Consider the following 16,633-nt stretch of genomic DNA (forward strand, 5'->3'; position numbering starts at 1 on the left):
TAGTTTAGTGTTTAGTCTGCTTGCTTTAAATAACTTTCTAACACTTGTAAGACACCCATTTCATTATTGCTTGGTGCTTCATATTTAGCAATCTTTTTAAGACGTTCGTCTGCATTCTCCATTGCGTAACTGTAACCAGCAAGTTCAATCATTTCCTGGTCGTTCATTCCGTCACCAAAGGCAATTAGTTCTTCAGGGTTAATAGCAAAGTAACGTAAGAAATATTTAATTCCTTGGCCTTTGTTAACATTGCTTGGCATTACATCGATATTATCAAATCCGCTAGTTGTACAATGAATTCTTTCGGGATTGTTTTGATTAAATTTTCGTTCAAGTTCATTAGCCAATTCTGAGGAGCATTTCAACGTGAGTTTAGTTAGACTATCACTGGTAGGAATATCCCTTAGATCCCCAATATCAATGGCATTGGGATAAAAGAAATGCATTAAATTTTTAAATTGAATTGGAGCTTTTTTGTTAACATATGCTCGTTCTAATCCGCTGGCTGCAATATTAATTTCTGGATAATTTGTCTCAATAAAATTAATCAACTTGATTCCAGTGCGGTAAGTAAAAACATGTCGTGAAATAATTTTATTGTCTTGAGTTAAAATTGAACCATTGTCAGCGACAATATCAATTCGATCTAAAAAATCATAAAAGTCTTGTCGTAAACGAGATAATGGTCTCCCGCTTGAAACAATAAAGTGAACATGATGCCTGCGCAAGTCAGTTAGAATTTTTTCAAATCTTTGATGATCAAATTCTTTTTCATCATTTTCAAAGGTTCCATCCATGTCAACTGCTACTGCTTTAAAAGGAATTTTTGTCATTATATGCTCCTTATTACTTTTAAATATATTATGGTGAATTTTTTGTGTAAATGCAAAAAAACAGAGTCATTATTATGATGAATCTGTTTTTATTTTATATACTTAATTTTTATTCCTTATTGGATTTTTTTTGCCTACTAGCCAGCATATCAGAATAGCAAATACAGTTTCTAAAATAATTAAAATAATATTAATTCCCACTTTGATTTCACCTATATTGATATTAGAAGAACCAAAAAGCTTGCTATTTCCGCCTAAATATAGGTCAAAGACAATAGATCCAATAACTAATACAAAAATTGTTATCCATTGCTTACGATTAAAAGCGATACCGTATTCTTCTTCACGTTGCCTGATGCTTGGTAGTATTACTCCAAGACCAATTAAAACAACTACAGCAATAATATTAATAATCAATTCATACCACCAATAGCCGCTGAACTGCTTTATGTCTTGTGGAGCAATCCCTAAAATTGTGGCAACGGCAGTAACAATAAACAAGAATAGTCCCGCTAAATAGCCGATCTTGTCATTTTTTAAAAAAACATAATCAGACGGGAATTTTTGAGAATTTTTCCTTATTTGCATAAAAGAAAAGAAAATCCAGCAGGTAACACCTGGAGAGATGATCCCATTGAGGTTGAGCAACCAGTTAAAGATATCATTCATATCTGGTAGGAAAATCCCTAAGAGCATTATAAAGGCCGATAATGTCACGGTTAAGATATAGCCATTGATTGGTAAACCATTTTTATCTTTTTTCTGTAGAAAGTGCGGCATATATTTGTCGCCAGTATCTGAGATCAACATTCTGGTCATTGCATCAAGTAAAACGGCAAGTAGCGCGGCGTTGTAAAAAACAGATGTCCAAGCCCAAATGTATAGCAAAGACTTACCCCAACCATATTGTTGACCAACCATGTCAAAAACATAGTAAGCTCCGTTCATTTTTAAGTCGTTGGGAATGTGATAACTATTAAAGTAAATTCCAAGAGCAAATGAACCAAAAACAGTTAAGAAAATTGTCATAAGTGCGAGAGCTACCATTGCCTTAGGAAAATCGTTTTTAGGCTTTTTCATTTGTGTTACATAGGGAGCAACTAATTCACAACCGTTGAGTGCATAAATTAGCATAGCTATTGTGGTCCAATAGTGCATATCAAATTTAGGAATCAAGGTATGCCAGGTGAATGGTTGTGTTGCCATGTGACCACCTGATTTAGCTAATCCTAAAAATGCCAAAAAGACAAACATTAATGTCATGATTAGCATTAATCCACCGCCAATCGTTGATAAAACTTCCATTGACCGTGAAAAATAATGTTCAACAAAAATAAAAATAATAAACATGGCAAAAGTCATTAATGCAAACTTGGTATTAGAAATTTGGTTTTGAAATTTCTCTGATCCAGTTAAAGCCCAACCAAGGTCAACAATAATTTCATTAGCCGAGTCTACTGCATAGGGGATTGAAGCTGCCCAATATGTCCAAGCAGTAAAATAGCCAAGAAATTCTCCGTTTGTTCCGCGAACCCAAGAAGACAAACCACCGCCTTCTTTATTAAAAACAGAACCTAACTGACCAACCATTAATGAGTACGGAATAACATAAAAAATACACATAATAATCCAAGAAGTAACGACTGGCATGCCCTGATTTTGGAAATTATACATGATATCATCAAGACCGATTACCGTACAAAAGGCCATTAAGGTTAAAATTGGCCAAGATATATATTTTTTATTTGAATTTATTTCCTCCACTAGTTTATCTCCTTCTAAAAACCATTATTTTTATTTTACTAATTAATCTTGTTATTGACTAGATAAAATCTGAAATTATTATTAATAGTAGCTCTAATCCGCAATTGTGAAAATAAGCAGAAATGATTGCTACTATTGAATTTTATCAGTGTATGCGTTAAGATTAATTCATTAAATATGATGAAAAAGAGAAAGAAGGATTCTTATGTCAGGACATTCAAAATGGCACAATATTCAAGGCCGCAAGAATGCGCAAGATGCAAAGAGAGGGAAGATTTTCCAAAAGTTATCTCGTGAAATTTATATGGCTGCAAAGAATGGTGGTCCTGACCCTTCCGGAAATCCTAATTTGCGAATGGTAATGGATAAGGCTCACGCAAATAATATGCCTAAATCGAATATTGACCGCGCACTTAAGAAAGCTGAAGGGAATTCGGATGAGCATTATGATGAAATTACCTATGAAGGCTACGCACCAGGAGGTGTAGCTATTTTTGTTGAAGCTTTAACTGATAATAAAAATAGGACTGCCTCGTCTGTTAGAGTTGCATTTACTCGTAATGGTGGTTCATTAGGTGCTACTGGGTCAGTTGCCTATATGTTTAATCGAAAAGGATACATTGTAATTGATCGTTCAACTACTGATGCTGATGAAGAGCAAATGCTGCTTGATGTTATGGATGCTGGTGGTGAAGATCTTCAGACTAGTGATGAAGCTTATGAAATTTATACAGATGCTAAACAGTTTGCTCAAGTTAGAGATGCATTGGAAAAAACGGGTTATAAGTTAGCGGATGCTGAATTAACAATGATCCCAGAAAACACAACTGAGGTTCCTGAAGAGAAAAAGGAGCAATTTAATAACTTGGTTGAAGCATTAGAAGATGATGATGACGTTCAGAATGTTTACACTGCTGCTGACGAAGATTAAACATTAAAATCAAAATTATTTTAACCCACATTTTCGTTAATAATTGATACTGAAAGCCTATGAAATTATTACAATTTCATAGGTTTTTTGTTTGTCTTAAATAATTTGTTGAATGATAACAAAGCTGAATATAAATTTTTTGAGGGAAAAAATTTGTCTTTTTTGCGTATTTAATATTGGCAACAAAAAAGGAGGTTTTTATGCGGATTAAAGAAGTGGTTAATTCTTTAATTGAGTCAGCGATTGATCTACATGCAAGCGATGTTTTTTTCGTAGTGGGTGTCGATGAAATGATTGTAAATTTTCGATTAGTCGATGAACTTAAAAAACAAGCTACTCTTTCAATTAACGAGGGTCGAGAACTTATTAATTTTTTAAAATTTGGTGCTCAAATGGATATTGCTGAACACCGTCGCCCTCAAGTTGGCGCACAGGTTTATGTTTATCACAATCAAAATTACTTTCTCAGATTATCTAGTCTAGGCGATTTTACCAATAATGAATCTCTAGTTATTAGAATCATATATCAAATTGCGGATAGTAATTATTTTTTTGAAGAACAAATTAACCAGTTGCAACAGTTAACCTATCAGCGAGGGCTAATTATTACTAGTGGACCAACAGGATCTGGCAAAACAACAACAATGTATAAATTAGCTAAAACAGTTGGGCATAATCAAATGGTAATGACAATTGAAGATCCTGTCGAGGTACATGAGGCAACATTTTTGCAGACACAAGTGAACTTAGAGGCTGATATCACTTATTTGAGTCTATTAGAAGCAGCATTAAGGCATCGACCTGATATTTTGATTATTGGTGAAATCAGAAATGCTGCAACTGCTCGTTTGGCAGTTGATGCTGCCCTAAGTGGACATTTGGTTTTTGCAACTGTTCATGCTAAAAGCACGCTTCAAACAATTTCACGTCTTGAAAGTTTGCACATAAATTTAAATGAATTAAGTAATTGTTTAACAGCCGTTTGTTATCAACGCTTACTTCCAACAATTAAAGGGCCGTCGTGCTTGATGGACATAGCTAGTGGAGAAATTTTACAATCACAAATTAATCTTAAAAAGCGGAGTAATTTTATTAATTGGTCTAAGCATCTCGCTACATTAAAGGAAAGAGGTGAAATTAGTGCGCAAGTATATCAACAATTTGAAAAAGGATAAGTTAACAGCTCAAGAACGATTAAATTTTCTTGATTATTTGCAGAATAGTTTAAATAATGGTTTTTCTTTGAATAATAGTTTGGAGATAATGCCTGTTTTGTGGCCAAGTCGGCAAAAGTTAATCCAAAAATTAAGTAGTGAAATAAAAGCGGGCGTAAGTTTGAGTAATGAAATGTTACAATTAGGGTTTTCCAAAACTGTTGCTACGCAAGTTGATCTAGCAATGGAGCAGGGAAGTTTAATTGAATGTCTTTCACAATTAGCAATATTAAATCGCTTAAAAATAGAACAAGAAAAAAAACTAAGAACTGAATTATCATATCCAGTTGTGTTAGCTATGATGATGATTGTATTGTTAATTTTTATGCAAACATTTGTATCTAACCAGTTCGCTAATTCTGGAGAACATACAGGAGACTTAATGTTAATGGGGATGCTTCTTTTGGCATTTTTACTACTTTACTATTTAGTTAGAGTATTGACATTACTAAAAAAACAAGATCACCAATCTCTTCTTCGGTTAGCGCATTATCCAATTATCGGTCCGTTAGTTAAGTTATATGTTAAATATATCTTGATTTATGATGTGGGCCTTTTGCTTTCGGGAGGATTTTCATTACAGAAAATGTGTGAATATGCTTCTAAACAAGAAAAAGGTTCATTACAAAGTTATATTGGACATAAAATTGGACAACAACTAGCAGACGGGAAAAATTTAAGCAAAATAATTAAAGCAGAATATTTTTTACCTGATGAATTACTACTACTTCTACAAGCAGGCTTAAAGAAAGAAGATATGGGTAAACGGTGTTTACTGCTAGGGCAAACATTATTTGCGAATTTAACACAAGAAATTGAAAAAGTAATTGTTGATATTCAACCATTCTGTTTTATTTTAATTGGATTATGTATTATCGGGTTGTATTTAAAATTGTTGCTGCCAATGTACGCCATGATGCAAAGTATTTGAGGAGTGTTAAAAATGAAGAATTTTTTTAAGAAATATTTATTAAATCTTATTGCTAAAACAAGAAAGGCTCAAGGATTTACGTTAATCGAAATGGTAGTAGTAGTTGCAATTATTGTTATGCTAATTATAATTATTGCTCCTAATTTAACTAGACAGAAACAAAAGGCAAGTGATCGAACAGAAGATGCTTTTAAAACCACATTACAAACTCAAGTTGAATTATATGAGGATGATAAGGATAGAGATGGAAAGGATGTAAATTTCAATAATATGTTTAATGATGGTTATTTAACTAAAAGGCAGTTAGATAAGTCTAAAAATTATCGGGTAACTAATGGTGTGGTTGAAAAAAATTAACAAAAAATCATCGGGATTCACCTTGGTTGAAACAATGGTGACATTAATAATCGCTATTAGTTTGGTACTATTAGAAACCGTTCAGCTTGCTACATATAATGAAAAATTACTTTTAGACAATACTACTAGGGAGGTTAAAAGCTCTATTGAACAGGCCGCTAGAATTTCAACTATTCGGCATCAACCTGCTGTTATTAGATATTATGCTTCGATTAACAAGCTTACGATTTGGGGAAATGGTTACTCACGAACTTTAAATATTGATAAGCATATAAAGATTTATAATCTTTCCACTATCAATCTTTCGGCCAATGGTTCGATGCCAGCTCACACAGTTAAAATTACCGATCGAAAAAACACTAAAATTATTAAATTACAAATGACCTGGGGGCGCGCAATTGATGGTAATGCGTAGATTAAAAGGCTTTTTATTAGCAGAAAGTATGGTTGCTTTAATCTTAGCAATCATGGGGGTTTCCTCAATGGCATTAATAGTTAGTGATACTAGGGCAACGGAACGAAAGATTGAATTGAAAACAGACCGAATCTATGCTTGGCGTGTACTAAAGAAAAATAATCTTAAAAGTATCATGGTTCATGATCAACTTTATGAGTTGCGGGGTGAAAAAAGTATATATGATATATCCACCAAAGAAACTTATTACATCAAAAAATAAGGGGTTTATGCTAGCAGAAGCAGTTTTTTCGGTCATTGTAACTTTGCTTGTAGTTTTAACTTTACAAGATTTAATCAAAACTGTAACGGTTTCTAATCGAATGTTTCACAAAACTGATGATGTTGTGTTTGCATACGTTCAATTGAATCGGTTTTTGCATGAGGATAAGGTCAAAGCAGCTTATACACTTCCAGAAATATCCAATTCAAGACAAGGGGCATTTGTTAAGGTTGATGAAGACGGTCAAAAAAAGACCTATTTAGTTTCTCAGTATAGAAATATGATTCGTGTAACAACATCTGAAGGTGGGCATATGCCACTTTTATTAAATATCAAACGAGCGAATTTTCATACAAAAGATTGTTTAATGGAAATTCATATCACTGAAAAAGATAATCGTAATTCTGATTTAATTTTTAAATTCGGTGCTCAGCCTAAGAAGAGAGAAAAAAATGAATTTAGCAAAAAGAAAAAAATTAAAATTGAAAGCTAGTGCCTTATTAAGTAGTGTACTAGTATTAAGTACATGTTTAATTTTTTTGCAATTTTATCAAGAAATCTATCGCAATGATATGAAAAACAATTATTTGATAATTGAATATCTGCTTAATGAATGATTTGCTTGCACTAGTTCCCTTTATTCTATTAAAATGATTAGAAGATAAGGGGAATAGTAATGGATAAAATCGAAAAATTATTTAATGAATTTTTGAGTTGTGTAGAATGTTTGCAAAATGCACTAAATGTAACTTTTGGGGAAGCATTGACTGAAACATTTGATAATCTTGAAAATGATCAAATTAAAGTTGAAGTTGGGGCACCAGATCCGGAAACAGTCAAGCTATTAAGTCAAAAATATTCACAACTATATTATAAAAAGCTTACCCAACAAGTAAAGGTACAAATTTATACTTACTTATTGCTTAAAGATGTAGAAGAAGATGGTCTTAATGCTAATCAATTGCCCACACCACTTACAATTTCAACTATAATTGCAATGTTTATGCAAAAGTTACTTCCGAACAAAAGTTTACTTTTGGCTGACCCTGCAATTGGAATGGGCAATCTAATGTTTTCGGTTGTTAATCAGTTAAAGAGTGCAAATCATTCTAAAGTAAACTTCAAATTAATTGGAATAGATAATGATGAAACAATGCTTAACTTTACTGATATTGGCGCACAGTTAAATAAACTTAAAATTGATTTATACTGTCAAGATGCGCTTACACCATGGTTATTTAGTAATCCTGATGTAGTTATCAGTGATTTGCCGATTGGTTATTATCCACTGGATGATAATGCGGTAAACTTTACAACTAAATCTGAAAAAGGACATTCTTTTGCTCATTTGTTATTTATTGAACAAATCATTAAAAATTTACAACCTGGTGGTTATGCTTTCTTGCTAGTACCGCAAGCAATTCTTTCCGGTAAAGGAGGAAGCGACTTCATGCCATGGTTATCAGAAAAAGTTGCCCTTCGAGCGATTGTTGAATTACCAGACAGCATGTTTAAAAATAAGTTAAATCAAAAGGCTGTTTTAGTATTTCAAAATCATGGAAATGATGTCCATACTAGTGAAGTTTTTCTCACAAAGTTGGACACTTTAAAAAAAGAGAACGACCTAATAAAGCTTAATGTTAAACTAAATGAGTGGTATACTAAAAATATTGATTAATTTGTGAAAAAGTCAAAATTGTCTGTATGGAAGGATTAAGTTTATGAAAAAAGTTTTAGCAATTAATTCAGGTAGCTCTTCTTTTAAGTATAAGTTGTTTGCTTTACCTGAAGAAAAAGTCTTGGCAGAAGGAATTGCAGATCGGGTAGGTATTGAAGGTTCATCTTTTGAAATTAAATTGTCTAATGGTGAAAAGCATTCTGAAGAAGTCACTATTCCGGATCAAGAAACTGCAGTTAATTTGTTGCTGAAAGCTTTAAAAGAATACAAAGTGGTTGAAGATTTAAGTGAGATTGTTGGTGTTGGGCATAGAATTGTTGCCGGAGGAGAAGAATTTACTGATTCTGCAATTATTGATGAAGAAAAGTTACAAAAAATTTACGGACTGAAAGAATATGCTCCCCTGCATAATCCTGCTGAGGGTAAAGGGATTGAAGCTTTTATGAAATTATTGCCAGGTGTCCCAGAGATTGGTGTTTTTGATACGTCATTCCACCAAACATTAGATCCAGAGCATTATATATATTCAATTCCTTATAAGTATTATGAAAAATATGGTGTTCGTAAATATGGGGCACATGGTACATCCGTTCGTTATATTGTGGGGCGAGCAGCAGAAATGTTGAGTAAAGAAGCAAAAGATTTGAAATTGATCGTTTGCCACTTAGGCTCAGGTGCTTCAGTTACAGCGGTTAAAAATGGCAAGTCCTATGATACCTCTATGGGCTTTACTCCACTTGCTGGTGTGACAATGGGGACTCGTTCCGGAGATGTTGATCCATCGGTTTTGCAATATATTATGAACAAGGAAAATATTGATATTAATGAGATGATCAAGATATTAAATGATCAATCTGGTTTGCTCGGAATTTCTGAAATCTCTTCAGATATGCGTGACTTAGAAAATAATTCTAGTTCAAGAGCAAGTTTGGCTCGTGATATTTTTGTTAATCGCGTTAGACAATATGTTGGTTCATATATTGTTGAAATGGAAGGCGTTGACGCAATTATCTTTACTGCTGGTGTAGGTGAACATGATGCAGGAGTTAGAGAAAAGATTATGCAATCATTTGAATTTATGGGCTTAGAACCAGATTATGAAGCTAATAAAGCTAATGGTGAGAAGTTCATTTCTAAAGCAAATTCTAAGATCAAAGCAATGATTATTCCGACTGATGAAGAATTAATGATTGAACGTGATGTTGTCCGTTTAGCCCATTTAAATTAATCACAATTTAATATATAATAAAGGTCGTTAACTTTTAACGATCTTTTATTATATAAATATGGAGTTTTTATATGGGCAATTGGCAAAAAGATCGAATTACTGCAGCAATAAATGGGACTAATCCAATGGTTATGGCCGAATTAGAGGGTGGTTATGCTGCTTTCGGTGATACCCAATTTTTACCTGGTTATTGTGTGTTGTTACCAAAAAGGAATGTTGCATCTCTGAATGAATTAAGCATTGTGGAAAGAACAATTTTTTTACGGGATATGAGTATATTGGGAGATGCCATCTTACACGTTTGTCATGCTGATCGAATTAATTATGATATTTTAGGTAATACTGATAAGTTTTTACATGCACATGTTTTTCCAAGATATAAATTTGAAAATCCAGTTAAACGTATTAAACCAGTTTGGCTATATAATACGAAGTATTGGACTGAGAAGAAGTATCAATATAATTCTCAAAAACATGGTGAGTTAAGAGCAGCGATAACCAAATACTTAATAGCAAAAGTAGGGGATAAAACTGATGATAAGACTAGTAGCAATTGATGTTGATGATACACTGTTAAATAGCCATGGTAGATTACTTGAATCCACTAAAAAAGTTGTTAAGCAGGCACTAGATCGAGAAATTAAAGTAGTTCTTTGTTCTGGTAGGCCGTTAGCTGGGGTTCAACACTTTTTAAGTGATCTTAAAATAACTGGAGATGATCAGTATGTGATCACCTTTAATGGTGCAGTGATTGAATCACTTGGTGGGGGTAAGCTTAAGGATGATAGATTATCTCAGACAACTTATAAACAAATAGATCAATATTCCCAAAAGCATAAAGTTGCATACAACATTGTTGATGCCGATAGTCAGATTATTACTAGTAATCATAATGTTAATCGAATTACAGTAATTCAAGCTTGGGAGAATGATGCTGGAATTTTAATTAGAAAACCAGAAGAATTATCAGAAAATCATCATATCATCAAAGCAGTTTTTGCTGATGAAGCAGAAAAGCTGGATCAAATTGAACAAGATGTAGTTGCTAAATTTGGACAAAAAAATTATGTTGTAAGGGCGGCGGCAAATTTTCTTGAAGTAATGCATAAAGATGTTAATAAAGGTGTTGCCCTCGAATTCTTAGCTAGACAACTGAGAATTGATGCGAATGAAATTATGGCAATTGGAGATGAGAGAAATGATATTCCAATGCTTGATTTTGCTGGTATATCTGTTGTAATGGGAAATGGTTCTAATCAGGCAAAAAAGCATGCAGATTATGTTACCTTAACAAATGATGAAAATGGAATTATGAAAGCCTTCAATAAATATGTATTATTGTGATTATACTTTTAAAAAATGCTAAAGAAAAAAACTTAGACATTATTTAGAATATGTTGAACAAAGAAAAAATGATTGATTAGATACAATTCAGATACTTCAGCCAAGTAAAAAGCCCTTAACTATAATAGTTAAGGGCTTTTTAAAATGGAGATGAGGGGCATAATATATATTTATTATTGACGTTATTTACGTCAAAATGCTTATTTTTCAGGGTTTTGCAGATTAGTAAAGTTATCCAATGTTTAAGTTGGATACCTTTTTGGATACCTATATTTCATCAAGGATGCTGACAATTTGCTTGTCTGACTTTTGCTTAAGCTCGTCTAACATGTAGGCATAAGTGTTGGCCGTGATGCTCATATTTGAGTGCCCCAATCGCTTAGAAATAGAGTAGAGGTCAACTCCCTTAAAAAGTAGTAAAGCCACGTGGGTATGCCGCAGACTGTGGAAGTGGAAACTCTTATCTTCAATACCCAGTTTATCTAATTGTTTCCTTAATGTTTTGTTGACCGCATTAGAAGTGGGAATTGTATTAAATTGATCAATGAATAGCCTTTCGTGGTTATTGATTTTAAGCTGACTCAGGATATCAAGTAGCTTTTGATCAACTTTAATTACACGTGTTGATGACTTATTCTTGGTTTCCTTGTTAATTTCATTTGAATCATAGTTGACAACTTTTCGGTTGTCATAGTCCCAGGACTTCGTGATATGTATTTCCTGATGCTTGAAATCAATATCATGCCACGTTAGCACTCTAATTTCTCCAGGGCGCATACCAGTGTAAATAATAGTTAGCAACATATACCGGCTAATGTAAGTTGGTTTAATGTTTTCCAATAGTAACTTTTTTAATTGTTGCACTTGCTTAAAGCTAAGATATTCAATTTTACGTGTTTTGTCATCGTTCCAAGTTAGGTTTATGCGCTCAGTAAAGTTTAGTCTTAACAATCCTTCGCTCATTGCATCTTTGATACAGCTACGAATGCTGCCATTAGTCTTCTGAACAGTATCTTTGGCATGAGTCTTACCATAGATATTTAAAAAGTCCTGATATTTAGCACGAGTCATTTTAGATAATTTTACATTTCCAAAGTTATCTCTGATAATGTCATAAATATGAACATATCTGCGAACTGTACCTTGAGTTTTGCCAGGAACTTTATATCTTTCATACCAATCTTTAAAGTAATCAGCAAAGACAGGGTCTTGGTTTGAGATTAAGTTCTGGTCCTTGGCTACTTCAATTTCATTGGCCCACTTACGAGCCTGCAATTTAGTAGCAAAGCCACTCTTAACTTTAAATTTCCGTTTGCCCAGATTGTCATACCATGATACTTGTGCCCGCCACTTATCTCCGCGTTTTTCTAAATGCGCCATATTTATTTCCCCTTTAAAATTTGCTAAAATAGGGTAGACAAAAAGCTTTGGCTAATTGTCTACATGTGAAGCCTTTAAGAATAGTTTTCCAGACGAGTTCTTAAAGGCTTTTTGATTTTTCATTTAAACCAGTTTGCAGTTTTATGTGGATATACCCAATTAGAATATTTACCGAACAAGGCCCAATAATAGCTTCCTTGTTTATTAGCTAATATTTTTATATTAGTTCCTTTTTTGAGCAATTTCTTCTCAGCAAGATATTGATGGCCAACACCTTCTTTATGCCATCTAATCTTCCTGATTTCAATATTTTTAGTTAAAACAACTTTATGTTCCTTAGAATTATATAAATCCTTTTTGATCCAATAAGAATATGGCTTATAGTTTGCAGCATTAACAGTAGTTGGCTTCGCAAAGACAAACAAATTAATTAATAAAATTAAAACCACAAAACTAATTGATATTTTATGTTTCATTGTAATCACTGCTTTTCTAAAAACTATTTGACCAATTTATACCAACCTGTTGGTGTAGGGCATTGCCAAAAATATTTACCACCATGCTTGAAATATCCATTGGCCCAGCCTTTGTGAGTTACAATCCATTCATAACTTGCACAATCTTCAATATGTACTATTGCGCCTTTTTTTAAAGTTTTAGATCCAACTGAGTGATTGTACATCATGGGATGTTCAATCTTCATTTTGTAAATTTTTATAGGCTTAATTACTTTAACTTTTCTAGGTTGATAGTAATATTCTTTCCAGTATTTTGCTGAAGTATTTTGTTGAGTTAATCCTAGTGAGCAAATTAAGCCTAAGATTGCTAATACACTAATAATTAATGATTTTTTCTTCATTTTATGTCTCCTAAAATTGCCGTAGGTTTAACGTCACTGGCATTGTGGACAAAATTACTCTTTTCTTTATATTTTCAATCAAATATAATAATTATATATATGAAATAATCATTTTATGAAGGAGTATACTATGAAGAAAATTATTACAATTATTTCTGCTGTGATTGCAAGTTTGTCATTAGCGGGATGCTCTAGTTCCTCTACTAACAAGAGTAATAATCAATCTAAAACATCCACAGTTAAACCTAAGCCAAAGTATTATTTTGATGGCAAAAAGGCAAGTATCCGTGATTTAGATATAACTATTACAAAAGTTAAGTTTTTTAAGGGATTAACTCCTAAAAGTAAAAAGCAAATCGTTTTTGAATATATTGTAAAAAATAAGAGTAATAAAAAGATTGATATTACTAATGCATGGTTAGCCGTATTCAATGCGTATCAAGATAATAAAAATACAGATGGCAAACTAGTAGTTGGTTCAACACCTTTGAATTATGCTGGTAAAATCTTGAATAATCAAAATAAGTCCATAAAAAAGGGTGGAAAACTCGAAGGTGCTATTGCATATAACCTTGATAGTAATAAGATTCCCGTTACTTTGAAAGCTACTAAAGGTGTTGATGGACCAAAAATTGGCCAAAAGACATTCAAGCTTGGCAAGTTTACATCTCAAAGTAACAAACTCGGAGTAAATTAGATTTTATTAAGATAACTGCTGTGCTGAAAAGTACGGCGGTTTTTTGTTAAAACAATAAATCGTTGTGTTTTCTAAATAAGTCAACCACAGCATCATACATTCGCACCGGAATACCGTAGGCACGCATGAATTCGCATGGCTCGTTAAAACAATCATATTGTCGAGTAGCATAGTCAAAAATTAAATTCAGTGAATATAAATCTGCTTGATGTTCAACTGGAGTATTGAAGTTCCGATAATAAAACTTACCCGAGTCACCATTTGCGAAGTGTCCAATTTCATGACCAATTATGAAAGGGAGTTCTTTTTTGTTTTTCCAGTTTAAATTGATAACCATTCTATTTAAATCAGTAAATGAAACTGATGGATCTGTGTCTTTGGCGTTATCCACTAGGGCATAGCTTACTCCTCGATCAAAAGCGTAATTCAAAAGATAGCTAATCAAATTTTCCATTCTTTCGCCCCTTTCTAAAATCAGAATCCATTAAATTTCTGATTACATCAAGATACTCTTCGGGTATTTGTTGACCATTGTAAGAATAGATATTATCTGTATTAGCAATATCTATATTTTTGTGTCCGTCATGGGTTACAGGTGAGGGATCGTCTGTGTTGCCTAAAAGGTAATCGGTGGATGTGTGAAGAACTTTAGCTACCTTTTGTAGATTTTCTAGACCCGGTTTACTAGTTTTCCAGCTATAAATAGAATTTGTTCCTAAACCCGCAGCATTATTTACTTGAGCTAAGGTCATATGCTTCTCTTTTGCGAGCTGTTTAACTATTTCAAATGTACTCATATCAAGGGTTCTCCAATCCTTGACAAAAATAATTAGGAAAATTCCTATTTTTGGTTGACTTTATTAGGAAATTTTCGTAATATGTAATTGTCAACAAAGTTATAAACGTTTTTGTGTAAATGAAAAAGTATCAAGAATTGCATGGGGATGCGACTTGAATGCTTATTTATTACGACTTTATATTAGGATATTTCCTAATAACTGTCAATGCGTTTAAGTAAATTTGTTAACAAAATTATTAACACTTTTTATGAAAGAGGTGAAAAAATGCCAGCTGACCAATTTTTAGCCGAAGCAAAAGACAAAATTGAACGTGAGATCAAAGAGGGAATGGATAAAAAAGGCTATACCGCCTCCAGCTTAGCTGAAGTGATGAATGAAAATCGTTCAAAAGTTAGTCAAGCAATCCACGGCAATACTAATCCACGGGATTTTGAAGTAAGAAAAAAGATTTATCGGATTTTAGGAATGGAGGATTAAATAATGGCTGAATTAATTAAAGTACAGGTCAAAGATGATCAGCAATTAGTAAGCGCTAGAGATTTGTACAAAGGATTGGAGCTGAAAAAGAAGTTTAGTGCTTGGGCTGAGCAAAACTTTAAAGACTTTGAAGAAAATATTGATTATACGAGGGAACCTGAAAGTTACCTCGTTATGAGTGGTAATGGAGTCAAACGTAAATATGATGATTTTGCTTTAAGTTTAGACATGGCCAAACAACTTTGCTTATTAAGCCGAACCGAAAAAGGCAAGCAATATCGTAAATATCTAATCAGTGTGGAAAAGAAGTATCGAGAAAACCAATTGGATATGCAAGAACTTAGTCCAGAACTACAGATGTTTAGCCAGATGCTAAAAGTAAATGCTGAACACGAAAGAAAAATTAAGCGGTTAGACCAAAAGGTAGACAACATTACTGAAATCGTTAGTTTAAATACGACTGAATGGCGTAAAACAGCACAAGGTTTAATTCATAAGATGGCTAAGACTGAAGGTGGTTTTGGAGCTTACCAACAAATTCAAGGTGACATTTATAAAGAGGTAGATGCACGAGCAGGTTCAAGCTTAAAAACTAGACTGACTAATTTAAGGCAAAGAATGGCACTTAACGGTTCATGCAAGTCAGCAATTGATCGTTTGAACAGGTTAGACGTAATTGATGCTGACAAGCGACTTAAGCAAATATACATGGCAGTAGTTAAGGACTTTGCGATTAAGTACAAAGTTTGGGAAAAGGAATACTAAGGAGGAATTCAAACATGAAGTATACAAAAGAAGAATTTGATAAGCACGATAAAGAAATGACTAGGTCGGTACAGGAACTTAAATTTCTTGTTGATTCAGCTGAAAATCAAGCCAGCGAAGTAGTTGATGGCAAATGGTATCCGACACCACATGTTTGGCGCACTATAGCCGAAAAAGCTTTAGATTTAGCAAATCAGCAAGAATGGTTTGATCGTTATGAAGCTAAAGAGGTGTAGTTATGGAAAAAGATAGCAATAAAAAAGAGCAATCAATAAATGATTACCCCTTAAAACGAAGCCACTCTAATAAATTGGAAAAAGAATTAACTAAGTACTTTATAAAATTTATTGAGCAAGCTGATTATACTTCTGAATCTATGAGACAAGTTATAGCTATATACAAAATTACTCATCAAAAGTAAATTCTACACTGTAAATATTTTCTGGTTTTGTAGTGAAAATAGATTTTCCAACAAAAGTTACATAAGTCTGAGCGTTACCAAGATTAAACTCAGAAATATTATCCTTGGTAACTATTATATCAGAATCGATGGCACATCCTTCGTCATCTTCATCTGGAGTATCAAATCTAATTTCTTTTATGCCAGCAATACTTTTGGGCTCGTTATCGTCGTCAAAAACTATATTTGCAGTCATATTTAATCACCTTCTTAAAAGATGAACTAAACATTCTAATAT

General features: G+C 33.1%; 24 protein-coding genes. 16 read left to right on the top strand and 8 right to left on the bottom strand.

The window, feature by feature from the left end:
* Window positions 1-11: 11 nt before the first annotated feature.
* On the bottom strand, window positions 12-833 hold the full coding sequence (locus ACYIAQ_RS01680; protein WP_483562337.1) for a Cof-type HAD-IIB family hydrolase: 822 nt from the start codon (window positions 831-833) through the stop codon (window positions 12-14).
* Between the two features lie 102 nt (window positions 834-935).
* Window positions 936-2,543: an APC family permease gene (locus tag ACYIAQ_RS01685; RefSeq protein ID WP_483562431.1), complete on the bottom strand. Its 1,608-nt coding sequence runs from the start codon at window positions 2,541-2,543 to the stop codon at window positions 936-938.
* A gap of 259 nt (window positions 2,544-2,802) precedes the next feature.
* Here ACYIAQ_RS01685 and ACYIAQ_RS01690 point away from each other — a divergent pair, with 259 nt between their 5' ends.
* The 11 genes from ACYIAQ_RS01690 (at window position 2,803) to ACYIAQ_RS01740 (ending at window position 10,957) form a co-directional block, all read left to right on the top strand.
* A complete protein-coding gene (locus ACYIAQ_RS01690; protein WP_122018008.1) occupies window positions 2,803-3,528 on the top strand; it encodes a YebC/PmpR family DNA-binding transcriptional regulator in 726 nt (241 codons plus the stop codon).
* A 200-nt stretch (window positions 3,529-3,728) separates the two neighbouring features.
* A complete protein-coding gene (gene comGA / locus ACYIAQ_RS01695; protein ID WP_483562338.1) occupies window positions 3,729-4,703 on the top strand; it encodes a competence type IV pilus ATPase ComGA in 975 nt (324 codons plus the stop codon).
* Window positions 4,669-5,673 carry a type II secretion system F family protein gene (locus ACYIAQ_RS01700; RefSeq protein WP_483562339.1) on the top strand — a complete coding sequence of 335 codons (1,005 nt, stop codon included), beginning with the start codon at window positions 4,669-4,671 and terminating at the stop codon, window positions 5,671-5,673. The genes comGA and ACYIAQ_RS01700 overlap by 35 nt, the downstream gene beginning before the upstream one ends.
* 12 nt (window positions 5,674-5,685) lie before the next feature.
* Window positions 5,686-6,030, top strand: coding sequence for a prepilin-type N-terminal cleavage/methylation domain-containing protein (locus tag ACYIAQ_RS01705; RefSeq protein WP_483562340.1), 345 nt, complete (start codon window positions 5,686-5,688; stop codon window positions 6,028-6,030).
* Window positions 6,008-6,445 carry a prepilin-type N-terminal cleavage/methylation domain-containing protein gene (locus tag ACYIAQ_RS01710; RefSeq protein WP_483564035.1) on the top strand — a complete coding sequence of 146 codons (438 nt, stop codon included), beginning with the start codon at window positions 6,008-6,010 and terminating at the stop codon, window positions 6,443-6,445. The genes ACYIAQ_RS01705 and ACYIAQ_RS01710 overlap by 23 nt, the downstream gene beginning before the upstream one ends.
* The gene (locus ACYIAQ_RS01715; protein ID WP_483562342.1) at window positions 6,438-6,707 is read left to right on the top strand and encodes a hypothetical protein; all 270 of its coding nucleotides are present in this window, start codon (window positions 6,438-6,440) and stop codon (window positions 6,705-6,707) included. Before ACYIAQ_RS01710 ends, ACYIAQ_RS01715 begins: the two co-directional genes overlap by 8 nt.
* A 7-nt stretch (window positions 6,708-6,714) precedes the next feature.
* A complete protein-coding gene (locus ACYIAQ_RS01720) occupies window positions 6,715-7,200 on the top strand; it encodes a competence type IV pilus minor pilin ComGF (RefSeq protein WP_483562343.1) in 486 nt (161 codons plus the stop codon).
* A gap of 183 nt (window positions 7,201-7,383) precedes the next feature.
* Window positions 7,384-8,385 (top strand): class I SAM-dependent methyltransferase, encoded by a 1,002-nt coding sequence (locus tag ACYIAQ_RS01725; RefSeq protein ID WP_483562344.1) that lies wholly within the window; start codon window positions 7,384-7,386, stop codon window positions 8,383-8,385.
* A 43-nt stretch (window positions 8,386-8,428) separates the two neighbouring features.
* Entirely contained in the window at window positions 8,429-9,613 is a 1,185-nt protein-coding gene (locus ACYIAQ_RS01730) for an acetate/propionate family kinase (RefSeq protein WP_483562345.1), read from the top strand.
* 71 nt (window positions 9,614-9,684) lie between these two features.
* Window positions 9,685-10,170 (top strand): HIT family protein, encoded by a 486-nt coding sequence (locus ACYIAQ_RS01735; protein ID WP_483562346.1) that lies wholly within the window; start codon window positions 9,685-9,687, stop codon window positions 10,168-10,170.
* The gene (locus ACYIAQ_RS01740; RefSeq protein ID WP_483562432.1) at window positions 10,145-10,957 is read left to right on the top strand and encodes a Cof-type HAD-IIB family hydrolase; all 813 of its coding nucleotides are present in this window, start codon (window positions 10,145-10,147) and stop codon (window positions 10,955-10,957) included. The genes ACYIAQ_RS01735 and ACYIAQ_RS01740 overlap by 26 nt, the downstream gene beginning before the upstream one ends.
* A 267-nt stretch (window positions 10,958-11,224) precedes the next feature.
* On the opposite strand, the gene ACYIAQ_RS01745 is transcribed toward ACYIAQ_RS01740, so the two are convergent.
* The 3 genes from ACYIAQ_RS01745 to ACYIAQ_RS01755 all read right to left on the bottom strand — a co-directional run bounded on the left by ACYIAQ_RS01745 (window position 11,225) and on the right by ACYIAQ_RS01755 (window position 13,196).
* Window positions 11,225-12,337: a site-specific integrase gene (locus tag ACYIAQ_RS01745; protein WP_483562347.1), complete on the bottom strand. Its 1,113-nt coding sequence runs from the start codon at window positions 12,335-12,337 to the stop codon at window positions 11,225-11,227.
* A gap of 119 nt (window positions 12,338-12,456) precedes the next feature.
* Window positions 12,457-12,813 (bottom strand): hypothetical protein, encoded by a 357-nt coding sequence (locus ACYIAQ_RS01750; protein ID WP_483562348.1) that lies wholly within the window; start codon window positions 12,811-12,813, stop codon window positions 12,457-12,459.
* 23 nt (window positions 12,814-12,836) lie between these two features.
* Window positions 12,837-13,196 (bottom strand): hypothetical protein, encoded by a 360-nt coding sequence (locus ACYIAQ_RS01755; RefSeq protein WP_483562349.1) that lies wholly within the window; start codon window positions 13,194-13,196, stop codon window positions 12,837-12,839.
* Between the two features lie 130 nt (window positions 13,197-13,326).
* Here ACYIAQ_RS01755 and ACYIAQ_RS01760 point away from each other — a divergent pair, with 130 nt between their 5' ends.
* Entirely contained in the window at window positions 13,327-13,893 is a 567-nt protein-coding gene (locus ACYIAQ_RS01760) for a DUF5067 domain-containing protein (protein ID WP_483562350.1), read from the top strand.
* 46 nt (window positions 13,894-13,939) lie between these two features.
* Here the strand turns inward: ACYIAQ_RS01760 and ACYIAQ_RS01765 are convergent, their stop codons facing one another.
* The gene (locus ACYIAQ_RS01765; protein WP_483562351.1) at window positions 13,940-14,347 is read right to left on the bottom strand and encodes a M48 family metalloprotease; all 408 of its coding nucleotides are present in this window, start codon (window positions 14,345-14,347) and stop codon (window positions 13,940-13,942) included.
* Entirely contained in the window at window positions 14,331-14,690 is a 360-nt protein-coding gene (locus tag ACYIAQ_RS01770; RefSeq protein ID WP_483562352.1) for a helix-turn-helix domain-containing protein, read from the bottom strand. The genes ACYIAQ_RS01765 and ACYIAQ_RS01770 overlap by 17 nt, the downstream gene beginning before the upstream one ends.
* 267 nt (window positions 14,691-14,957) lie before the next feature.
* Between ACYIAQ_RS01770 and ACYIAQ_RS01775 the strand changes: the two genes are divergently transcribed.
* Genes ACYIAQ_RS01775 through ACYIAQ_RS01790 form a run of 4 tightly spaced genes read left to right on the top strand, consistent with a single transcriptional unit; the run spans window position 14,958 to window position 16,356 of the window.
* A complete protein-coding gene (locus ACYIAQ_RS01775) occupies window positions 14,958-15,170 on the top strand; it encodes a helix-turn-helix domain-containing protein (protein ID WP_483562353.1) in 213 nt (70 codons plus the stop codon).
* A gap of 3 nt (window positions 15,171-15,173) precedes the next feature.
* Window positions 15,174-15,935 (top strand): antA/AntB antirepressor family protein, encoded by a 762-nt coding sequence (locus tag ACYIAQ_RS01780; RefSeq protein WP_483562354.1) that lies wholly within the window; start codon window positions 15,174-15,176, stop codon window positions 15,933-15,935.
* 14 nt (window positions 15,936-15,949) lie between these two features.
* Complete coding sequence (locus ACYIAQ_RS01785) at window positions 15,950-16,171, top strand: hypothetical protein (protein ID WP_483562355.1); 222 nt, start codon at window positions 15,950-15,952, stop codon at window positions 16,169-16,171.
* A 2-nt stretch (window positions 16,172-16,173) separates the two neighbouring features.
* Window positions 16,174-16,356 carry a hypothetical protein gene (locus ACYIAQ_RS01790; protein ID WP_483562356.1) on the top strand — a complete coding sequence of 61 codons (183 nt, stop codon included), beginning with the start codon at window positions 16,174-16,176 and terminating at the stop codon, window positions 16,354-16,356.
* On the opposite strand, the gene ACYIAQ_RS01795 is transcribed toward ACYIAQ_RS01790, so the two are convergent.
* The gene (locus ACYIAQ_RS01795) at window positions 16,340-16,591 is read right to left on the bottom strand and encodes a hypothetical protein (RefSeq protein WP_483562357.1); all 252 of its coding nucleotides are present in this window, start codon (window positions 16,589-16,591) and stop codon (window positions 16,340-16,342) included. The genes ACYIAQ_RS01790 and ACYIAQ_RS01795 overlap by 17 nt on opposite strands.
* Window positions 16,592-16,633 lie beyond the last annotated feature (42 nt).

It is taken from the genome of Lactobacillus sp. X-49 (assembly GCF_057063645.1).